The organism is Micromonospora sp. WMMD980 (assembly GCF_029626035.1).
Classification (GTDB): Bacteria; Actinomycetota; Actinomycetes; order Mycobacteriales; family Micromonosporaceae; genus Micromonospora.
Genome location: NZ_JARUBE010000003.1, coordinates 1050097 through 1070420 on the forward strand (window position 1 = coordinate 1050097; position 20324 = coordinate 1070420).

General features: G+C 73.5%; 19 protein-coding genes. 15 read left to right on the forward strand and 4 right to left on the reverse strand.

What is annotated here, in order from left to right:
- Window positions 1–96: 96 nt before the first annotated feature.
- The 14 genes from O7618_RS05375 to O7618_RS05440 all read left to right on the forward strand — a co-directional run bounded on the left by O7618_RS05375 (window position 97) and on the right by O7618_RS05440 (window position 16869).
- Entirely contained in the window at window positions 97–5577 is a 5481-nt protein-coding gene (locus O7618_RS05375) for a non-ribosomal peptide synthetase (RefSeq protein ID WP_278104841.1), read from the forward strand.
- Window positions 5574–6689: a saccharopine dehydrogenase NADP-binding domain-containing protein gene (locus O7618_RS05380; protein ID WP_278104842.1), complete on the forward strand. Its 1116-nt coding sequence runs from the start codon at window positions 5574–5576 to the stop codon at window positions 6687–6689. The genes O7618_RS05375 and O7618_RS05380 overlap by 4 nt, the downstream gene beginning before the upstream one ends.
- Entirely contained in the window at window positions 6686–8662 is a 1977-nt protein-coding gene (locus O7618_RS05385; protein ID WP_278104843.1) for a Gfo/Idh/MocA family oxidoreductase, read from the forward strand. Before O7618_RS05380 ends, O7618_RS05385 begins: the two co-directional genes overlap by 4 nt.
- The gene (locus tag O7618_RS05390) at window positions 8659–9855 is read left to right on the forward strand and encodes a cytochrome P450 (RefSeq protein WP_278104844.1); all 1197 of its coding nucleotides are present in this window, start codon (window positions 8659–8661) and stop codon (window positions 9853–9855) included. The genes O7618_RS05385 and O7618_RS05390 overlap by 4 nt, the downstream gene beginning before the upstream one ends.
- On the forward strand, window positions 9852–10640 hold the full coding sequence (locus O7618_RS05395; RefSeq protein ID WP_278104845.1) for an alpha/beta fold hydrolase: 789 nt from the start codon (window positions 9852–9854) through the stop codon (window positions 10638–10640). The genes O7618_RS05390 and O7618_RS05395 overlap by 4 nt, the downstream gene beginning before the upstream one ends.
- A gap of 12 nt (window positions 10641–10652) precedes the next feature.
- On the forward strand, window positions 10653–11384 hold the full coding sequence (locus O7618_RS05400; RefSeq protein ID WP_278104846.1) for a class I SAM-dependent methyltransferase: 732 nt from the start codon (window positions 10653–10655) through the stop codon (window positions 11382–11384).
- Entirely contained in the window at window positions 11371–12867 is a 1497-nt protein-coding gene (locus O7618_RS05405) for an MFS transporter (protein WP_278104847.1), read from the forward strand. The genes O7618_RS05400 and O7618_RS05405 overlap by 14 nt, the downstream gene beginning before the upstream one ends.
- Before the next feature lie 103 nt (window positions 12868–12970).
- Window positions 12971–13498: a flavin reductase family protein gene (locus O7618_RS05410; RefSeq protein ID WP_278104848.1), complete on the forward strand. Its 528-nt coding sequence runs from the start codon at window positions 12971–12973 to the stop codon at window positions 13496–13498.
- A 24-nt stretch (window positions 13499–13522) separates the two neighbouring features.
- Window positions 13523–13759, forward strand: a complete 237-nt coding sequence (locus O7618_RS05415; RefSeq protein ID WP_278104849.1) for a hypothetical protein — start codon at window positions 13523–13525, stop codon at window positions 13757–13759.
- 129 nt (window positions 13760–13888) lie between these two features.
- Complete coding sequence (gene rpmF, locus O7618_RS05420; protein ID WP_278104851.1) at window positions 13889–14068, forward strand: 50S ribosomal protein L32; 180 nt, start codon at window positions 13889–13891, stop codon at window positions 14066–14068.
- The gene (locus O7618_RS05425) at window positions 14065–15297 is read left to right on the forward strand and encodes a GTP-binding protein (RefSeq protein WP_278104852.1); all 1233 of its coding nucleotides are present in this window, start codon (window positions 14065–14067) and stop codon (window positions 15295–15297) included. The genes rpmF and O7618_RS05425 overlap by 4 nt, the downstream gene beginning before the upstream one ends.
- Window positions 15298–15308: 11 nt before the next feature.
- Window positions 15309–16034, forward strand: a complete 726-nt coding sequence (locus tag O7618_RS05430; protein ID WP_278104853.1) for a class I SAM-dependent methyltransferase — start codon at window positions 15309–15311, stop codon at window positions 16032–16034.
- Window positions 16031–16351, forward strand: coding sequence for a hypothetical protein (locus O7618_RS05435; protein WP_278104854.1), 321 nt, complete (start codon window positions 16031–16033; stop codon window positions 16349–16351). Before O7618_RS05430 ends, O7618_RS05435 begins: the two co-directional genes overlap by 4 nt.
- 113 nt (window positions 16352–16464) lie before the next feature.
- The gene (locus tag O7618_RS05440; protein ID WP_278104855.1) at window positions 16465–16869 is read left to right on the forward strand and encodes a Fur family transcriptional regulator; all 405 of its coding nucleotides are present in this window, start codon (window positions 16465–16467) and stop codon (window positions 16867–16869) included.
- A gap of 11 nt (window positions 16870–16880) precedes the next feature.
- Here the strand turns inward: O7618_RS05440 and O7618_RS05445 are convergent, their stop codons facing one another.
- The 4 genes from O7618_RS05445 to O7618_RS05460 are packed head-to-tail and all read right to left on the reverse strand — an operon-like array spanning window position 16881 to window position 19755.
- Window positions 16881–17318, reverse strand: coding sequence for a Fur family transcriptional regulator (locus O7618_RS05445; protein ID WP_278104856.1), 438 nt, complete (start codon window positions 17316–17318; stop codon window positions 16881–16883).
- Between the two features lie 6 nt (window positions 17319–17324).
- On the reverse strand, window positions 17325–18191 hold the full coding sequence (locus O7618_RS05450; RefSeq protein WP_278104857.1) for a class I SAM-dependent methyltransferase: 867 nt from the start codon (window positions 18189–18191) through the stop codon (window positions 17325–17327).
- Entirely contained in the window at window positions 18188–18448 is a 261-nt protein-coding gene (locus tag O7618_RS05455) for a type B 50S ribosomal protein L31 (RefSeq protein WP_278104858.1), read from the reverse strand. Before O7618_RS05455 ends, O7618_RS05450 begins: the two co-directional genes overlap by 4 nt.
- Window positions 18445–19755 carry a GTP-binding protein gene (locus O7618_RS05460; RefSeq protein WP_278104859.1) on the reverse strand — a complete coding sequence of 437 codons (1311 nt, stop codon included), beginning with the start codon at window positions 19753–19755 and terminating at the stop codon, window positions 18445–18447. Before O7618_RS05460 ends, O7618_RS05455 begins: the two co-directional genes overlap by 4 nt.
- Window positions 19756–19798: 43 nt before the next feature.
- On the opposite strand from O7618_RS05460, the gene O7618_RS05465 reads away from it, so the two are divergent.
- Complete coding sequence (locus O7618_RS05465) at window positions 19799–20287, forward strand: winged helix-turn-helix domain-containing protein (protein ID WP_278104861.1); 489 nt, start codon at window positions 19799–19801, stop codon at window positions 20285–20287.
- Window positions 20288–20324 lie beyond the last annotated feature (37 nt).

The following is a 20324-nucleotide window of genomic DNA, read 5'->3' on the forward strand; positions in this document are numbered from 1 at the left end:
TCCCTTCTGGTCTGTTCCCGAGCGAAGTGCTTTGATATCTTTACCGCATCTGAAATTCGTTTTCAACAGTGCTCGACCGGGTAGAAGCGGGGCCTGATGGATGTCCACGACCTGATCACCGACCTCGACGCCGCCGGCGTGACCCTCTGGCTGGAGCGCGACGAGTTGCGCTTCCGCGCCCCCAAGGGCGTATTGACGGAGGACCGCCGGGCGGCCGTGCGAGCCCACCGGGCCGCGATCGTCGAGCGGCTACGTCAGGCCGAGGACGTCCGGCTGAGCCCGGACCCGGCGGGGCGGCACGAACCGTTCCCGTTGACCGACCTCCAGGCCGCCTACCTCGTCGGCCGGGGGCCGCACTACGAGTACGGCGGCGTCGCCTGCCACGCCTACGTCGAGTACGAGTACCCCGACCTCGACCCGCGACGGGTGCAGTCCACCTGGGACCGGATGGTCGCCCGGCACGACATGCTGCGCGCCGTCGTGCACCCCGACGGTTACCAGGTGGTCCTGGCCGACCCGCCGGAACACCCGATCCCGGTCACCGACCTACGCGGGCAGGACGCCGCGCTCGACGGACACCTGCGGGCCGTCCGTGACCGGATGTCGCACCGGGTCGCGCGGACCGACCGGTGGCCGCTGTTCGCGCTGCACCTCACCCGCGCGGACCGGGGTGCGGTCCTGCATCTCTCCCTCGACCTGCTCATCGTCGACTACGCCAGCGTGCAACTGTTGATGAGCGAGTTCGACCGCTGCTACGCCGACCCCACGAGCGAGCCGGCCACGCCGGAGATCGGCTTCCGCGACTACGTCATCGGACGACGTCGGGTCACCGAGACGGCCCGGTACGCCCGCGACCGTGACTACTGGCTCGGCCGCCTCGACGACCTGCCGCCGGCGCCCGACCTACCGGTGACCGGCACCGGCGAGGTCACCGGCCCGGTCCGCTTCCGCCGCCTGGAACACGTCCTCGACGCCCCGACGTGGGCCGGGCTGCGCGACCGGGCGGCCCGGCGCCAGGTCACCGCCTCCGCCGCGCTGCTCACCGCGTACGCCGAGGTGATCGGCCGATGGAGCCGGTCGCCGCGGTTCACCCTCACCGTCCCCACCTTCCAGCGACTGCCCCTGCACCCCGACGTGGACCGGCTGGTCGGCGACTTCACCGTGGTCGAACCGCTCGCCGTCGACCTCGCCGAGCCCGAGCCGTTCCAGGCGCGCGCCGCGGGGCTCAGCGCCCGCCTGCTCGAGGACCTGTCGCACGGGCTGTTCACCGGCGGCGAGGTGCTCGGCGAACTGGCCCGGCGCACCGGCACCCGACCGTTGCTGCCGGTCGTGTTCACCAGCACCCTCGACGCCCCGGTCGACGACCCGGACGGCCCCGGCCGCGGCACGGTCGGGTACGCCATCAGTCAGACCCCGCAGGTCTGGATCGACTGTCAGGTGATGCCCCGCGGCGGAGGGCTCGCCCTTTCCTGGGACGTCCGCGAGGACGTGCTCCCGGACGGCCTGGCCGACGATGCGTTCGCGGCCTGGACCGACCTGGTCGGCCGCCTCGCCGCCGGCGACCGTGACTGGGACGTCCCCGGGCCGGTCCAGCTGCCGGCCGCCCAGCTCGAGCGCCGCCGCCGGGCCAATGACACCGCCGGCCCTCTGCCGGACGGCCTGCTGCACGACGAGGTCGTCGCCCAGGCCCGACGCACGCCCGACCGGATCGCGGTGGTCGCCGGAGACGTCCGGCTGACCTACGGCGAGCTGCTCCGCCGCGCCGCCGCGGTCGCCGACCACCTCCGCGCCGGTGGCCTGCGCCCGGCCGAGCCGGTGGCCGTGTTCATGGACAAGGGCTGGGAGCAGGTGGTGGCGGTCCTCGGCGTGCTGTGCGCCGGTGGCGCGTACCTGCCGGTCGACACCGCGCAACCGGCCGCCCGCCGCGACGCCATCCTCACCGACGCGGGCGTCCGGACGGTGCTCACCCAGTCCTGGCTCGCCGGCGGCGTCCGGCGGCTGGTGGGCGTCACCCACCTCACCGTGGACGGCCTCGGGCCGGCCGACGCGCCTGAGGTTCCGGCGTCGGGGGCAGCTCCGGACGACCTCGCCTACATCATCTACACGTCCGGGTCCACCGGATCCCCCAAGGGCGTCATGATCAGTCACCGGGCCGCCCGCAACACCGTCGACGACGTCAACCGCCGCTTCGCCGTCGGTCCCGACGACGCCGTCCTCGGCCTCGCCGGCCTCGGCTTCGACCTCTCGGTCTACGACATCTTCGGCCTGCTCGCCGTCGGCGGCCGGCTGGTGCTGCCGGACGCCGACCGCCGCGGCGACCCGTCGCACTGGGCCGACCTGGTGGACCGGCACGGCGTGACCGTGTGGAACTCGGTGCCCGGCCAGTTGCAGATGCTGCACGACTACCTGCGCGCCGTGCCGGGTGTGCGGCCGGGCACGCTCCGCCTGGCGATGCTCTCCGGCGACTGGATCCCGGTCACCCTGCCCGACGCGATCCGCGCCCTGCTGCCGGCGCTGCGCGTGGTCAGCCTCGGTGGCGCCACCGAAGGAGCCATCTGGTCGATCTGGCATCCAATCGACCGGGTCGACCCGCCCCGGCCCAGCATCCCCTACGGCACCCCGCTGACCAACCAGAGTTTCCACGTGCTCGACGACCGGATGCGCGACCGTCCCGACTGGACCGCCGGTGAGCTGTACATCGGCGGCGCCGGAGTCGCACTCGGCTACCACCGTGACCCGGAGCGCTCCGCCGCCCGCTTCCCCACCCACCCGGTGACCGGTGAGCGCCTGTACCGCACCGGCGACCTCGGTCGGTACCGGCCGGACGGGACGATCGAGTTCCTCGGCCGCGAGGACGACCAGGTGAAGATCCGCGGATACCGGATCGAGTTGGCCGAGGTGGAGAGCGCCGTCCAGACGCATTCCGGGGTGGCGCACGCCGCCGTGCTGGTCGACGCGGACCACCCGGCCGGAAAGCGCCTCGCCGCCTTCGTCGAGCCGGCCGTCGTCGAGACCGACCCGATCGCCGCCGCCGAGGCCGGGGCGGTCGGCGCCGCCGCGGCGGCGGTCTCCCGGGCCGCGCAGGCCGGGGTCGACCGGCCCGCGCTGGCGACGTTCCAGCAGGCCCTGGCCGACGTCGGGTACGCGGTGATGACCCGCACGCTGCGCGACGCCGGGCTGTTCACCGACGACCGCGCGCACCGCGCGCAGGAGGTGGCCGAAGCCCTGTCCGCGACCGCGACCACCCGGCCCGTCGTGCGCCGATGGCTGGTCGCGCTGGCCCGCGCCGGGCACCTCACCGCCGATCCGGGCGCCGGCGGGTACACCGGCCCGCTGTCGCTGCCCGCCGACCGGATCGAGGAGGCGTGGCGACGGCTCGCCGAGGCGGAGGCGCGGGTGGCGTACAGCACCGACCTGATCGAGGCGGTCCGGACCTGCGCCGAACGGCTGCCCGAGCTGATCGCCGGCACGGTCGACGTACGGGCGCTGTTGTTTCCCGGCGCCCGCGCCGACGCGATGGCCGCCGCCTACCGGGACAACCTGGCCGTCGCCCACCTCAACGAGGCCGCGGCGGCGGCCCTGCGTGCCCTGGCCGAGCGGCACGGCGGTGACGCGCCGTTGCGGGTCGTGGAGGTCGGCGGCGGCGTCGCCGGCACCACCGCCGCGCTCGCCCCGGCACTTGCCGAGTTCACCCCGGACTACCTGTTCACCGATCCGTCGGCGTTCTTCCTCGCCGAGGCCCGCGAGCAGTTCGCCCACCATCCGTGGATCCGGTACGCGCGGCTGGACCTGCGCGAGGACCTGACCGCCCAAGGGCTGGCGCCGAACAGCGCAGACGTGGTGATCTGCCCCAACCACCTGCACACCGCGCCGGACGCCGCCGTCGCGCTGGACCGCCTGCGCGGCCTGCTGGCGCCGGGCGGATGGCTGCTGGTCATGGAGCAGACCCGGGACGACGATCCGGCGCTGCTGGTGTCGATGGAGTTCCTGGAGGCCACCGCCGGCCCGTTCGTCGACGCCCGCGCCGACGGTGGCCAGTCGTTCCTCACCGAGGCGCAGTGGCGGGACCTGTTCGGCACCGCGCTGGTGGGTGTCCTGCCCGAGCCCGGCGAGCCGCTGCACCCGACCGGGCAGCAACTGTTCCTCGCCCGGGTCAAGACCGACCGGGCCGTCCTGACCCCGGCCACGTTGGCCCGCCACGCCGGCACCCGGGTGCCCGAGTACATGGTGCCGAGCGTGTGGCAGCTCGTCGACGCGCTGCCGGTGACCGGCAACGGGAAGGTCGACCGCAAGCGGCTGCGCTCCCTGCTGCCGTCGGCCGGGGTCGGGGAGCAGGCCGCCGCGGTCGCCAGCGAGCCCGCCGACGCGCTGGAGCGGCAGATCGCCGCGCTCTGGGCCGAGCTGCTCGACCGGCAGTACGTCGGCCGCCACGACGACTTCTTCGACCTCGGCGGCGACTCCCTGCTGGTGGCCCGCCTGGTGGGCCTGCTCCGCGAGCGGGTGCCCGACGTGGTCGCCCTGGAGTGGGAGGTGGTGCTGCGGCACATGCTGCGCCGGCCCACCGTCGCGGCGCTGGCGGCCTACCTGCGCGGCGCCACCGCGACTGGCGCCGGGCCGGAGGACGACGCGCCGGTGCGCACCTCACCCGTGGTCCGTCTGCACGGCTCCGGCGGCGACCCGGTGACCGTTCTGGTGCACGCCGGCACCGGCACGATCATGCCGTACCGGGCGTTGATCACCGAGATCCGACGCCGTTCCGCCGGCACCGGGACGGTCGTCGGGCTGGAGGTGCCGCACCTGCCGCACTACCTCGACGCGGACCCCGAGGGCCTGATCGAGACCATCGCCGCCGACTACGTACGCGCTCTGCTCGACCTCGGCGCCGGGGAGTTCCACCTGGTCGGCTACTGCCTCGGCGGACTTATCGCCACCGAGGTCGCCCGCGGTCTCGCCGAGGCGGGCGCGAACGTGGCGACGCTGACCGCGATCAGCAGCCACAGCCCTCGCTTCCGGCTGGACGACGAGATCCTGTCGGAGTACTCGTTCAGCGTCATGATGGGCATCGCCCCGGCGGATCTCGGCTTCCCCGCCGACGAGATGGCGGTGGCCCGCGCCGGGGACGCGGTGCTGGCCGCCAGTCCCGGGGTGATGCGCGACGGCGGCTTCGCCGCGCTGACCGGCGAGCACGCCGGCGTCGCGGAGGCGTTCCGGAGGCTCGCCGAGGTGCCCCGGGAGCAGCGGGTGGCCCGGATGTGCGAGGCCGTTCCCGCCTCCGCCGGCATGTACGAACCGGACCACATGATGCGCCTGTTCCGCACGTTCCGGCAGAGCGTCTTCGCGATCACCCGGTACGACCCGGAGCCCTACGCGGGGGACATCACCTTCCTGCGGCACAGCGGCGCGTATCCGTTCCCCGGCAGCCGCGACGCCGTCACCCAGCACTGGTCCGACCTGTGCCTCGGTGACCTGCGCGTCGTCGACGTCCCCGGCGACCACTTCAGCTGCGTCGACGTCGCCCACGCCCCCGGTTTGGTCAAACTGCTCACCGAGATCACCGGCGGGGCGGTGACCCGGTGATCGGGGTGCTCGGCGCCACCGGATCGGTGGGTTCGGCGGCACTGTTCCACCTGCACCGGTTGGGTGCCGGCCCCCTGCGGATCGGCGCCCGCCGCCTCGCGCCCCTGGAGAAGCTGGCCACCGACGTCCCCGCCGAGACCGTGCCGGTGGACGTCCGTGATCCCATCGCCCTGGCGGCCTTCACGGCCGGCTGCACGATCGTGCTCAACTGTGCCGGCCCGACGTACGAACTCAAGGAGACCGTGGCCCGGGCCGCGCTCGCCGCCGGGGCGCACTGTGTCGACGTGGCCGGCGACGACCCGGTCCGGGAGGCGCTGCACGGTCGCGACCTCGGTGACCGCACCGTGCTGCTGTCGGCCGGCACCCTTCCCGGCCTGTCCAGCCTGCTGCCGCGGTGGCTGGCGGGGACGGAGTTCGACCGGGTCGAGGCGCTTTCGGCCTGGGTCGGCGGAGTGGAGCACTGCTCCCCGGTCGTCGCGGTCGACATGCTGTTGTCGCTGCAGACCGGCGGCGCCGGTGGAGAGGCGTACGGGGAGGCGAACGCGGCCTGGCGGGCCGGTGGCCCGCGCGCGCGGGTGCTGCGTCCGGCCGAGGACGTCGTCGTGCCGATGTTCCCCGGCCCGGTCGCGGTGCAGCCCTTCCTCAGCGCCGAGACCCGCCGTCTGGCGGCCACCCTCGGGCTGACCACGCTGGACTGGTTCAACGTGTACCCCGGGCCGGCCGTACGCGCGCTGCTCACGGCGCTGCCGGCCGCGGCCCGGGAAGGCACCGACCGGCAGCAGCTCGCCGACCGGATGATCCGTGCCGCCACCGTCGACCTGGCCGGCCGGCGGCCGTACTACCAGATGGTGTTCACCCTGCGCGGGCCGCGCGCCGGCCAGGCCTCCGAGGTGAGCCTCGTCCTGCGCACGCCCAGCAGCTACCGGCTGACCGGCCTGGTGGGTGCCCTGGCGACCGTCGCCGTGCACCGCGGCGCCGTCCCACCCGGCGTGCACTACGCCGCCGGGGTGCTCGACCCCGCCGCCGTCGTGGACGCGGTCCGCGCCGCCGGCGAGGCATCCGTGCGCGTCGTCACCGCCGACGGCGACGACGAGGAAGAGGGGAGCCTGTGAGCACGCCGGCGCCGCGGCCGCGTACCGAAGAATCCCGGACGCCCCCGCTGCGGGTGCTGGTGTGCGGCACCAACTTCGGGCGGTTCTATCTGCGTGCGATCGCCGACCTGGCGCCCGGCCTGGAGCTGGCCGGGGTGCTCAGCCGTGGGGGGACGGCGTCGCGGGAGCTGGCCCGCCGCTACGGCGTCGCCCATCACGGGAGCCTCGACACGGTGGGTGACGACATCGACCTGGCGTGCGTCGTGGTCGGCTCCACGGTCTCCGGCGGCCCCGGCACCGACCTGGCCCGCGCGTTGATGTCCCGCGGCGTGCATGTGCTCCAGGAGCATCCGGTGCACCACGACGAGATGGTCGCCGGCCTGCAACTGGCCCGCCGGCAGGGTGTGCAGTACCGGGTGAACGCCCACTACCACCACGTCGAGCCGGTGCGCCGGTTCCTTGCGGCCGCCGCCCGGCTACGCGAACGGGAGCGGCCGCTGTTCGTCGACGCGGCCACCCCGGTCCATGTCCTGTACCCGTTCGTGGACATCCTCGGCCGCGCCCTCGGTGGGCTGCGTCCATGGCGGGTGGACGAGCCGGGCGGAGACGGGCCGCTGCGCTCGCTGACCGGTCGGCTCGGCGGGGTGCCGCTGACCGTACGGGTGCACCACCAGCTCGATCCGGCCGACCGCGACAACCACGCGCTGCTGTGGCACCGGATCGCGATCGGCACCGGTGCCGGTGTGCTCACGCTCGCCGACACCCACGGACCGGTGCTCTGGAGTCCGCGCCTGCACGCCGGCCGGGACGACGAGCGCCGGCTGGTGTTCGCCGGCCCCGGCCTCGACGAGTCCAGCACCGCCGTGCTGCCGGGCACCGGACCGGGCAGCGGGCAGGAGATCTTCGATCGGCTGTGGCCGGAGGCGGTGCGCCGGGCCGTCGCCGGTTTCGCCGAGTCCGTCCGGGCCGGCGGCGATCCGCTGCGGGCGGCGCAGTACGACATCACCGCCTGCCGGGTCTGGGCGGAGCTCGCCGCGCGTCTCGGGCCGCCGGAGATCGTCAGACCTGCACGCCCGGCTCTCGTCACGGTCGCGGACCTGGCTGACCCGCCGCAACCGGCAACGGTGGGCCCGACCCGTCCGTGGAGCCCCGCTCCGCCCGTCGACCCGACCGGGCAGCAGGGCCCGGCCCCGGATCGGCCCCGATCCGCGGAGCCGGCCTCGGCACCGTCCGGGTCGCGTGACGACGGGCCCGAGCCCTACTCGCCGACGGCCGAGTTCTTCGATCTGGCCGCCGCGCCGCACGTCACCGCCGGCAGCGCCCCGGCCGTGGTATCCGCGCTGGCCGGTGTCGATCCCGGGGCCGGGCCGGTGGTGGAGATCGGCGCCGGCAGCGGGCTGATCACCGCCGCGGTGGCCCGTGCCTACCCGGCGCTGGAGTTGCTGGCCTGCGAACCGGCGGTCGGCATGCGGGCGGTGCTCACCAGCCGCATCTACCGCGACCCGGACCTGCGCCGGCGGGTGACCGTCTCGGCGCAGGCCGCTCCGGATCTGGACCTGCCCGACACCATCAGCGGCGCCGTCGTCTGCGGCGTCGCCGGCCACCTCGACGCCGGCGACCGGCAACGGTTGTGGCGGCGGCTGGCCGACCGGCTGGCCCCGGGTGGGGTGATCATCGTCGAGCTGATGAGCATGGACCGTCCGCTGATCCTCGCCCCCACCCGGCTGGCCGGGGCGGAGTTGGGCACGCAGCGCTACGAGTGGTGGCTGTCCGGGGAGCCCGACGGTCCCGACCGGATGCGCCTGCACACCACCTGGCGGGTGCTGCGCGGCGAGCGGACCGTCCGCGAGGTGACCGACGCATATCACTGGCACACCATCACGCTGGCCCAGGTGGCCGCCGAGTCCGGGTTGGTGCTGCACGACGTTCCGCACGCGACGGGAGGGCCGCCGATCGGTGTGCTCGCATCCGGCCGAGAGGAGACCCGATCATGACTGACGATCCGCCCGCCTTTCCGATCCCGCGGGAGTGCCCGTTCGCCCCGCCCGCGCGCTACGCCGAGCTGCGCGACAAGGAGCCGGTGTCGCAGGTGACCATCCCCACCGGCAAACGTCCGTGGCTCCTCACCCGGTACGCCGACGTGCGTCGGCTGCTGGCCGACCCGCGGGTCAGCTCCGACATCCGCCGGCCGAGCTTCCCCGCGCTGGGCGTCGGCGAACAGGAGGCGGGCGCGAAGTCGCGGCCGTTCATCCGTACGGACCCGCCCGAGCACACCCGACACCGGCGGATGTTGCAGGCCGAGTTCACGGTGAAGCGGATCCGGGACATGCGCCCGGCGATCCAGGCGACCGCGGACCGGCTGATCGATGAGATGATCGCCGCCGGGCCGCCGGCCGACCTGGTGGCCAGTTACGCGAACGCGATCTCGACCACGACCGTGCTGGGCCTGTTCGGCGCGCCGACCGACGACCTCGCCCTGTTCCGTGACGTCACCCGGATCTCCGGTGGCCGCGGCAGCACCGCCGAGGAGGTGACCGCCGCGCTGGGCAGCATGTTCCGGGTGCTGGACGGGCTGATCACCGCCCGTGAGGAGGAGCCCGGTGAGGACCTGCTGTCCAAGCTCGTGGTCAACCACCTGCGTCAGGGTGCGGTCACCCGGCAGGAACTGCTCTCCACGATCGGCATCACCATCGTCGCCGGGCGTGAGACCACCACCAGCATGATCGCCCTCGGCACGCTGATGTTGCTGGAGAACCCCGACCGGCTGGCCGACCTCCGGGCCGAGCCGGCCCCGATGCCCGCCGCCGTCGAGGAGTTGTTGCGGGTGCTCTCCGTCGCCGACTCCATCCCGCTGCGGGTGGCCACCGAGGACATCGAGGTCGGACCGACCCGGATCCCGGCCGGGGACGGCATCATCGCGTTGCTCGCCGCAGCCAACCACGATCCCGCCGTGTTTCCGGACCCGCACCGCCTCGACTTCACCCGGACCGCCAACCATCATGTCGCGTTCGGGTTCGGGCTGCACCAGTGCATCGGCCAGAACCTCGCCCGGCTGGAGATGGAGATCGCCATCGGGACCCTGATCCGGCGCCTGCCCGGCCTGCGCCCGGCCGTGCCGCTCGGCGAGCTGGACCTCAAGCACGACGCCGCCACGTTCGGCGTCGAATACCTGCCGGTGGCGTGGTGACCGGCGCCGGGTCGCTGGGCCCGTGGCTGCGCCGGTACCAGGTGCGGCCGGCGGCGGCGGTACGGCTGGTCTGTTTCCCGCACGCCGGCGGGGGAGCTGGCAGCTACCGCCCCTGGGACACCCTGTTGCCGTCGTCGGTCGAACTCGTCGCCGTGCAGTACCCGGGGCGGGAGGACCGGTTCGCCGAGCCGCCGGTGGCCGAGATGGACGAACTCGCCGGCCAGGTCGCCGGTGCCCTGCGGCGGGTCCTCGACCGGCCGTACCTGGTGTTCGGGCACAGCATGGGTTCCGCGATCGCCTACGAGACCGTCCAGCGGCTGCGCCGCCTCGGCGTGGCGGAGCCGGACACGTTGATCGTCTCCGGTCGTCCGGCACCCGGCGAGGTGACCGGCGGCGAGGTGCACCTGCGCGACGACGACGGGCTCTGCGACGAACTCACCCGGTTGGGCGGCACTCCCGCGGAGGTGCTCGCCGATCCTGAGCTGCGGCGGGCGGTGCTGCGGTACGTGCGCGGCGACTACCGGCTCATCGAGACCTACCGGCCCGCGCCGGCCCCGCCGCTGAGCTGTCCCGTGTCCGTCCTGCGGGGCGGAGACGACCCGGAGCTGAGCGCCGCCCAGGCAGCGGGCTGGAGCCGGGTCACCACCGGGCCGCTGGACGTGCACACCTTCCCCGGTGACCACTTCTACCTCGTTTCGCAGCGCCGGGCCGTGGTGCGGACCGTGCTCGGCACCCTCGACCCGGCCCTGACCCGCACCGGCGGGTCCTGGGCCGGCATACCGTGATCGGAGCGGCGGGTGCGTGACTTCTACTCCCCGATGGCGGAGTTCTACGAGATCGTCGCCGAGCGGCAGGCGGCCAGCAGCGGTCCGGCGCTGGCCGCCGCGCTCGCCGGCGTCGACGCGACGGCCGGGCCGGTGGTCGAGATCGGCGCCGGCACCGGTCGGGTCACCGAGATCATCGCCGCGGCGGCGCCCGGGGCGGCGATCGTGGCCGCCGAGCCGTCCGCCGTGATGCGGGCCGTGCTGACCAGCCGGGTGGCCGCCGACGACGACCTGCGCCGCCGGGTCACGGTGGTCGACGGTGCGGCACCGGACCTGGACCTGCCGGAGGTGATCTCGGCGGCCGTGCTGTTCGGCGTCGCCGGGCACCTCGACGAGCCGGCCCGCCGGCGGCTGTGGTCCCGGTTGCGGGACCGCCTCGCGCCGGGCGGGGTGATCGTCGTCGAGTTGATGGGTGTGCGGCAGTCGCGGGAGATCCCACCCGCGCTGTCGGTGCGCGACTCCATCGGCCGCCACGACTACGAGTGGTGGGTGTCGGGCACCCCGGGTGTCGGTACGTCGATGCGGTTCACGACCACGTGGCGGGTGTACCGGGCCGGGCGGCTGCTGCGCGAGGTGAGCGACACCTACGACTGGCACACGGTAGACGTCGGACAGCTCTCCCGCGAGTCCGGCCTGAGCTGCCGGTCCGCGGCGGCGCCGACGGGCGCCGGAGCGCCGGAGGTGGTCGTCCTTGCCGCCGCCTGAGCCCGCCGACGCCCGCCGCACCCTGCTCGTGGTGAGCGTCGCCGCCGCGATGACCACCATGGACATCACCATCGTCAACGTGGCGCTGGGCGCGATCGGGGTGGACCTCGACGCCTCGTTCGGGCAGCTCCAGTGGGTCGTCAACGCGTACCCGCTGCTGTTCGCGGCCCTGTTGCTGGCCGGGGGGTCGCTGGCCGACCGGATCGGGCACCGCCGGGTGTTCGTCACCGGTGTCCTGCTGTTCACCTGTGGTTCGCTGCTGTGCGGCGCCGCGCCCGAGGCGGTGAGCCTGATCACCGGCCGGTGCGTGCAGGGTGTCGGCGGTGCCCTGATCATGGCCGCCGCCGTGCCGCTGCTCGTTCTCGCCCATCCGGGCGAGCGGCGCACCGCGGCGATCGGCGTGTTGAGCGCCACCGCCGGCGTCTCCGCCGCCGTCGCGCCGGTCATCGGCGGTGCGCTGGTGTCCGGCCTGGGGTGGCGCTGGGTCTTCCTGGTGAACCTCGTCCCCGGTGTCCTGGTCGTGCTCGGCGCGCGGCGGTGGCTGGCGGCCGACGATCCGGCCGGCCGGCGGCGTCTGGACCTGCCGGGCACCGCTCTGGGTGTGCTCACCCTCGGTGCGACGAACCTGGTGGTGATCTCCGGCACCGAGAACGGCTGGGCGAGTGCCCGGACGGTGGCCGTGGGCCTGGTGGCGCTCGCCGGCCTGGCCGCGTTCCTGGTCGTGGAGGCCCGCACCGACGATCCGATGCTGGACCTCGCCCTGTTCCGGGTGCCGGCCTTCGCCGGTGCGGGTGCGCTCAGCTTCCTGACCCGGGCGGTCGGCTTCGGCGTGATGCCCTACCTGGTGCTGTGGTTGCAGGGTGTGCGCGGGCAGTCGGCGTTCGACGCGGGGCTCCAGGTGGTCGCGCTGCCCGCGGCCATCGTGGTGGGCAGCCTGACCGTGGCCCGGGTGCAGCGGCGGCTCGGGGCACGCGGCACGGTCGTCGTCGGCTTCGCGGCCATGGCTATCGGATACCTCCCGTTGACCCGGATCGACGAGAGCGCCACCTGGCTGACCGCGCTGCCCGGCCTGGTGCTCATCGGTGCCGGCATGGGTCTGCTGTTCGCGCCGCTGATGAACCTGTCCGTGACCGTGGTGCCGCCGCGGCGCGCCGGGATGGCCAGCGGCACGGCCAACTCCTTCTTCCCGCTGGGAACCGCGGTCGGGGTCGCGGTGTTCGGCGCGGTCCTGGCGGCCCGGATCGCGGACCGCTTTCCCGGTTCCGAACCGGCCCGGGACCTGGTCGAGGCGGGGCGGCCCGGCGAGGTGCCCGCCCCGGACGACGTCCTGGGGAGGATCGCGTTCACCGGCGCGTTGTCCATGGTGGCCTGGGTCGCCGCGGCTGCCGCGGTGGTCGGTGTCGTCGTCGCGTTGACCACCGTCCCGTCCCGTCGTTCCGCTGCCGTCGCCCCGCCGGCACCGGTGGACGCCGACCGTGCGTGACCAGCGTCGGGGTTCCGACGTTCGGGAAAGCGCGCCGGACCGGGGGACCTCGGCCCGCCCGCCATCCGGGCGGGCCGCGTGTTCCGACCCGGACCCGGGCACCGTGACCGGTGATGAACTGCGGGCGTCGATGCGGTTGTTCCCCACGGGTGTCGTCGCGGTCACCGCCCTGGCCGGACCGCGCCCGGTGGGTCTGGTGGTCGGCTCGTTCTTCTCCGTGTCGCTGGACCCGGCCCAGGTCGGCTTCTGCGTCGGGAACGGTTCCACCAGCTGGCCGCTCGTGCGTGCCGCGCCGTGTTTCGCGGTCAACGTGCTGGCCGCCGGGCAGCAGGACGTTGCGGCGGCGCTGTCCCGCCCCGGCGCCGCCAAGTTCGCCGGAGTCGACTGGCGGGCGAGCGACGGGGTGCCGGTCATCGACGACGTGCTCGCCTGCCTGGAGTGCACCTTTGTCGCCGAGCATCCGGCCGGCGACCACCGGATCGTGGTGGCCGGCGTGCGCCGGGCACGGGTGCTGCGGCGGGCCGACCCGCTCGTGTTCCACCAGCGCCGGTTCGCCACCGTAGCCGGAGCCGGCCACGGCGCCGGTGACGGCACCGTCGGTGGAGGCGAGGTTCGCCTTTACCGCCGGTGACCAGTGCGTCAGTGTGCCGAGAGCGTGCCGCTGATCTCGTTCGGTGCTGCACTCGTCGTAGTGCCCGTCGTGCGCGTGGTGCAGGTGCCCGTCGTGCAGGAAGTCGACGTGCCCGAGATGCCGCACGCCCACGTGCCCGCACTCGGGCCCGTGCGTGTGCTGGTGCTCGGCGGGACGGGTCGGGTGGATGGTGCCCGTGCTCATGTCGTCCTCCTCGATGTGACTCGCTTCCTGGTTCTATTTATATGCGTAGGTGCGTAGCTGTTCATGTGTTCCACCGAACAGTCCGCCGTGCCGGCAGCGTCGGCGTCAAGCCGACGATCGGAGCCGGTTATGAAAACGAAAACCGATGCCGGTACTCTGGGGTGACACCGAGCAGAAGGAGTTTTCATGGCCGTTCCGAAGCGCAAGATGTCGCGGTCGAACACCCGGCACCGGCGGGCGCAGTGGAAGGCGGCCGTGCCGCAGCTGACCTCCTGCCCCTGTCCGCGCAAGGAGATGGTGGTGCCGCACCGGGCGTGCGCGCACTGCGGCCTGTACAAGGGCCGTCAGGTGGTGGACCAGCCGTGACCGGTCGGCTGCCGGTGACGGTGCTGTCGGGCTTCCTCGGCGCCGGCAAGACCACCCTGCTCAACCATGTCCTGGCCAACCGGGACGGGCTGCGGGTAGCGGTGATTGTCAACGACATGAGCGAGGTCAACATCGACGCCGCGCTGGTCCGCGACGGCGGCGCGATGTCGCGGACCGAGGAGCGACTGGTCGAACTGACCAACGGCTGCATCTGCTGCACGCTGCGCGACGACCTGTTCGACGAGGTGGCCCGGCTGGCGCGACTGGGCCGCTTCGACTACCTGCTGATCGAGTCCAGCGGGATTTCCGAGCCGATGCCCGTGGCCGCCACGTTCGCCTTCGGGGTCGAGGACGGCCAGGTCCTGGACGACCTGGCCCGGCTGGACACCACGGTCACCGTGGTCGACGCGGCGGGGTTGCTGGCCCGGATCGAGGCGGGCGAGACACTCGAGGCGCGCGGCCTGGCCGCGTACGAGGGGGACGACCGGAGCGTCGCCGACCTGCTGGTCGACCAGATCGAGTTCGCCGACGTGCTGGTGGTCAACAAGACCGACCTGGTGTCCCCGGAGGACCTGGCGGTGGTGGAGGCACTGCTGACCCGCCTCAACCCGGCCGCCCGGCAGGTCCGGACGGTCCACGGGCGGGTCGACGCGGCGGAGATCCTGCACACCGGCCGGTTCGACCTGGAGCGGGCGGAGACGGCGCCCGGGTGGGTGGCCGAACTCAACGGTGAGCACGTGCCGGAGACCGAGGAGTACGGCATCTCCAGCATCGTGTTCCGCGACCATCGGCCGTTTCATCCCCGGCGCCTGTGGGAGCTGCTCGCCGGCGGCCTGGACGCCTTCGGTGTGGTGCGGTCGAAGGGGTTCCTCTGGCTGGCGAGCCGCCCGGACGTGGTGGCCCTGTGGTCGCAGGCGGGCCCGTCCGGGCGGTGCGACCCGGCCGGCGTGCCGGTCGCGGTGTCGGGGGAGTGGCCGGAGGATCCCGCCGAGCGGGCGGAGGTGGAGTCCCGGTGGCACCCGGTCTTCGGGGACCGCCAGCAGGAACTGGTCCTCATCGGCGTCGGGCTCGACGGCGACGGGCTGCGGACGGCCCTGACCGGCTGCCTGCTCACCGACGCGGAGGTCGCCCTCGGGGAGTCCGGGTGGCGGCTCCTGCCCGATCCCTTCCCCGAGTGGGACCTCGGCGACCTGCACGAACACGATCACGCCGAGACGGTACGGCTCTGACCATGTCGAGGATGCCCGCTTGCGTCGACGTCGCCCGGTGGCGGCGGGACTGGGAGGCGGCAATGCGGCACTACCAACCGGGCCGGGACGAGATGCTCGCCACCGGCCTCGCCGCGGTCGAGGAGGCACACGGGCGGACGCCGGAGCGGGTCCTCGACATCGGTGGCGGACCGGGAACCACCGCCGAGGCGATGCTGCGGCGGTGGCCCGGCGCCCACGTCACCGTGCTGGACGTCGACCCGGTCCTGCTGGCGTTGACCGACACCGCGTTGCCGCACGTGCGTACCGTCCGGGTCGACATCGCCACCGAGCGGTGGCGGGCGCCGGCCGGTGGCCCGTACGACGTGCTGTTGGCGATGATGACCCTGCACTACCTGCCCGGAGACCGGGTCCGTGCGTGGTACGCCGAGGCCCGGCAGCTGCTGCGACCGGGCGGGTTGTTGCTCGTCGCTGACGCGATGCGGGACGCTCCGTCCGTGGTGCCGGCGCAAGCGGCGACCGGGGGGACCGATCCCTGGGCCGAGTGGTGGACCAGGCTGGCCGGCGAACCGGCGATGGCGTCGCTGCGGCGCGCGCGGGCGGCCGCCCTGGCCAGCTCCACCTGCGTGGAGTTCGTGGCGCCGATCGGCTGGCACCGCGACACCGCGCGGCGAGGCGGGCTCTGCGACGCTAGGGTGCTCCACCAGCGGGCGGACCACGTCCTGATGGCGTTCCGTCGCCCTGAGGAGCACCGGTGAGTGCCACCCCGCCCAGCGGTGTCACCGTCGTCTACTGCGACGGCCATCGCTGCCACGCGCTTCGCGAACGGGGACGGCACGAGGGCCCGGAGGACCCACCGGACCACATCGAGGCCCTCCGTGCAGCCGTACGGTCCAGCCGTAACGCGGTGCTCATCAGGGCGGACTGTCTCGGCGCCTGCCACCGGGCGCCCGCTGTCCTGCTCACCGGCGTGGCAATGGGTGGGCGGCCGGCGCTGATCGGGCCGATCGAGACAGCGCGCCGTTGGCAGGCGGTCGTCGACGCCATCCGAGAGGCCGACGGACCGCCCCGCTGACCTGCCGTCACGCGGATCGCGGGCACGGCGATCCGGCCGGTTACCTTCACCGTCGCGATGCTCCGGGTGGATGGCCCGGCACGGGCGGCGGTGCAGTGAGGAGTTGACAGCCGATGACGACGAATCCGATTCCCGGGGCGGTCCGCAACACTCGGCAGCGGGCGGAGGTGGTCGAACTACTCGCCCGCTCGGACGAGTTCCGCAGCGCGCAACGCCTGCACGCGGAGCTGCGCGCGGGGGGAGCGGGGGTGGGCCTCACCACCGTGTACCGCACCCTGCAGGCTCTGGCGGACGCGGGTGAGGTGGACATCCTGCGCCTGCCCACCGGAGAGCAACTGTTCCGGCGGTGCAGCCGCACCCATCACCACCACCTGGTGTGCCGGCACTGCGGGCGCACCGTCGAGGTCACCGGACCGGCGGTGGAGGACTGGGCCCGCCGCACAGCCGGCGAGCACGGGTTCACCGACGTCAACCACACTCTGGAGATCATGGGCACCTGCGCGGCCTGCGCCCGGTGATCCGGGCGGGCCTACGGCGACTCCGGTGACGTGGGGCAGGCCGCGCAGTGCCCGTGCAGATCGATCCGGTCAGCGTGCGGAGTGAAGCCGGTGGCCTCCCGTAGCTCACGGAGCCACGCCTCCACCAGGTGCGGCGGGCATTCGGTGACCAGGCCGCAGTCGTCGCAGAGCAGGTGTTGGTGCGGCGTGTCCGGGCAGCGCCGGTAGGCGCGTTCCCCGCCCACCTCGAAGGAGTGCAGCAGGCCGACCTCGGTGAGCCGGTGCAGCGCGCGGTACACGGTACTCAGGCCGATCCGGTGACCGGCGCCGGTCAGCGCGGTGTGCACGGCTTGGGCGGTCATCGGGTGGGTCCGACCGGTCAGCGCGGCGAGGATGGCCTGCCGCTGCCGGGTGGTGCGTACGCCGATCGCCCGCAGGGGCGTGACGGCGGGCGGCGTGGTCTCGGACATGGCCGGTCACCCGCGCCGGCCGACGTGGATGCTACGCGCCTCGAGGAGGAACAGGTCCCGACGTCCGCCCAGCCAGCGGGGATCACCCGGGTCGAGTAGCCGCGCCCAGGTGTCCAGGTCGGAGGCTGTGAGCAGACCGGTGTCACGGAGCCGGCCGACACGGTTGGCGAGGCGGTTCACGACGGCGCGCCGCTCGGGCGACGGAAGGGGCGGGGGCAGCTCGGCGAGGGTGGTGGCGGTCGTGACCGGATCCAGGCCGGCACGGCGCAGCGCCTCGTCCCAGCCGTACGGCATGGGCCGGCCGCCGGGGAGCGCGGCGCGCATCCGGGCGAACCAGCGGTCCTCGGCGGTGTGCAGGCGCAGCTCCAGCCCGGGGTCACCGACTCCGAGGTCCCAGGGTAGGTGGCGGGTGGGAAGACCACCCTCGGCGAGTGCCAGCCGCCCGCCCCGAGCCAGCAGAGCCGCCAGGGCATCGATGCCGCGTTGCTGGTCACCGAGGTGGTGCACCACGCCCGAGGCCCACACGAGATCGGCGTGTCCACCGACCGTCTCCGCGAGGCTGTCGACGTCATCGATGTCGACGAGTGCGACGTCGACACGGATGCGCGGGTCCGCCCACTCGTCGTGGATCCGCGCGCGGGCAACGTCCGCGATCGCCGGTTCGGCGTCGACGGCGAGGACCCGGCCACAGGTCATGTGTCGGGCCAGGGCGAGGGCCATGCCGGCGCCACCGCAGCCGACGTCGACCGCGAGCCGGTCGCCGGGGGCGACCAGCTCGCGGGCGACAGCCTGGTACCAGGCCCGATCGGCCGTGGCGGCGTCGACGAGGCGGGTCGTGTGCGCCGCCCAGTCGATACGCGCCTCGGTCGTCATGACTGCTGAGGGCCCCGGCGGGCGTACTTCTGGCGGAACTTCTCGACGCGGCCGGCGGTGTCGAGCAGGCGTTGCTTCCCGGTCCAGAAGGGGTGGCTGGCGGACGAGATCTGAACGTCGATCACCGGATAGGTGTTGCCGTCGCTCCACTCGATCGTCTGGTCGCTGGTGGCGGTGGAGCGGGTGAGGAAGGCAAAGTCGGCGCCCTTGTCGCGGAAGACGACGGGGCGGTACTCGGGGTGGATGCCGGGTTTCATGCGGGCTGCGCTCCTTCGGTGTCGGTGTCGGTGTCGGTGTCGGTCAGCTCCTCCGCCCCGAGGGGGAAGCAGCCGGCGAACGGGTCGGGGTAGGTGCGCCAGGTCTGTTCTCCGTCGGCGAGTTCGGCGTCGGTGAGCAGACATCCGGCGAGAGTGCGGTGCAGGTCGACGGGGTCGATGTCGAGGCCGATGAAGACCAGGTGCTGGTGCCGGTCGCCGTAGTAGGGATCCCAGTCGAGGGCGGCGGCCAGGCGACGCTGGTCCTCGACGTGCTCCCAGTGCTGCTCCGGCAGGCTCACCAGCCAGTACCCGAGAGAACCCATGGCCAGGCCGCCGCCGGCGAACTCCCAGGCCACCACGGTGTCGGGTTGGCTGGCCAGCCAGAAGTACCCGCGCGAGCGGATCATCTCGGCGTTGACCTCTTCGAGGACGTCGTGCAGGCGCTGCGGGTGGAACGGCCGGCGGGCACGGAAGACGGCGGAGACGACTCCGCAGTCGGACTCCGGCTCGTGCGCGCCGAGGGTGTAGCCCTGCAGGCCGCGGTTCAGGATCCCCGGGGTCTCCGGCCGGTGCCGGTGGGTGTGGCGAAGTTGCCGGGTCAGCGTACCGGCGTCGACGAGGTCACCGTTGACGCGGACCTGCGCCGCCCACGGCGCCATCCGTTCCAGCAGCACCGACAGGCGACTGGTGTCGTACGCGCCCTCGCGGGACTCGCCCCACAGGACGAGGGTGTCGGCGAACTCGATCTGCCGCACCACGACGTCGGCCAGCGCCCGGTCGTCGTTGTTCGCCGCCGCGATGCCGAGGGTCTTCAGGTCGTCGGTGCTGGCCAGGCCGTCGAGCAGGTGCTCGGCGTCGACCACGGTGACGTAGGAGTCGACCCGGATCAGATCGGTGATCGGGGCACCGTCGACGAGACAGTGCGCGCAGACGGCGGCGACCGCCTCGGGCTCGACCACCTCGGGAAGCATCAGCAGCAGGTCACGGTGCGGGTGAGCGCGGGCCAGCCGGGCGAGGGTGGGCAGCACGTCCTCCCGCAGCGTGCAGGAGACGCATCCGTGCGCCAGGGTGATCCGCTCGTCCTCGAGCACGCCGGCGGCGTCGCGCACGATCCGGTGCACGGTGCCGGCGGCCAGGTCGGCGAGGTCGTGCCGGACCAGCAGCAGCGCCGGGTCCGCCGCCAGCAGCGTGCGGGCGACGGCGTACGTCGCGGACGGCCAGAAGCCGCTGAGCACGGTCAACGACGGCCCGGTATCGGCCGTCGTAGCGCCGGGATCGGCGGGTGCGAGCGGTGACGTCGACATCACAATCCTCTCGACACGAGTTGAAAACGGTTGTCATTATAGGCACGTGATAGACGAGCGGCGGGTGGGGGTGTCGATGGAGGACGACGGTGGCGTGGTGGTCACCATCCGGCTGGAGGGCTCGGCGGGACCTCCCGATGCCGACGCGACCCGCCTGCTGCGGCTGGTGAGTCGCATCGCCGCCCGCCAGGCCGATGGCGGGACGGAGCCCGCGCCCGCGCGGGACGTGCACCTCCTGCGAGTCGTCCCGCACGCGCGCACGGTCTACTGCGATGGCCGCGAGATTCTCCTCACCCGGCGCGAGTTCGACCTGCTCCGGCACCTCGCCGATCATCCCCGACGGGTGTTCACCCGGGATCAGCTGCTCGATCGGGTGTGGGGGCACCCCTTCACCGGCACCCGGAGCGTCGACGTCCACGTGCGCCGCCTGCGGGTGAAGCTCGGCGCCGACCTGCCAGTGATCGCCACGGTGCGCGGCGTCGGCTACCGGCTCGGTTCCGCCATGTCGGTCGAGGTGGTGAACGACCCCGGCTGAACGGTGCCCGATTGGCTGATGTAAAAACGAAAACCGT

What these genes read in the sequence shown, in the direction of transcription:
- O7618_RS05375 (WP_278104841.1), top strand. Translation starts at nt 97, where the DNA reads ATGGATGTCCACGACCTGATCACCGACCTCGACGCCGCCGGCGTGACC.
- O7618_RS05390 (WP_278104844.1), top strand. Translation starts at nt 8,659, where the DNA reads ATGACTGACGATCCGCCCGCCTTTCCGATCCCGCGGGAGTGCCCGTTC.
- rpmF (WP_278104851.1), top strand. Translation starts at nt 13,889, where the DNA reads ATGGCCGTTCCGAAGCGCAAGATGTCGCGGTCGAACACCCGGCACCGG.
- O7618_RS05430 (WP_278104853.1), top strand. Translation starts at nt 15,309, where the DNA reads ATGCCCGCTTGCGTCGACGTCGCCCGGTGGCGGCGGGACTGGGAGGCG.
- O7618_RS05440 (WP_278104855.1), top strand. Translation starts at nt 16,465, where the DNA reads ATGACGACGAATCCGATTCCCGGGGCGGTCCGCAACACTCGGCAGCGG.
- O7618_RS05445 (WP_278104856.1), bottom strand. Translation starts at nt 17,318, where the DNA reads ATGTCCGAGACCACGCCGCCCGCCGTCACGCCCCTGCGGGCGATCGGC.
- O7618_RS05450 (WP_278104857.1), bottom strand. Translation starts at nt 18,191, where the DNA reads ATGACGACCGAGGCGCGTATCGACTGGGCGGCGCACACGACCCGCCTC.
- O7618_RS05455 (WP_278104858.1), bottom strand. Translation starts at nt 18,448, where the DNA reads ATGAAACCCGGCATCCACCCCGAGTACCGCCCCGTCGTCTTCCGCGAC.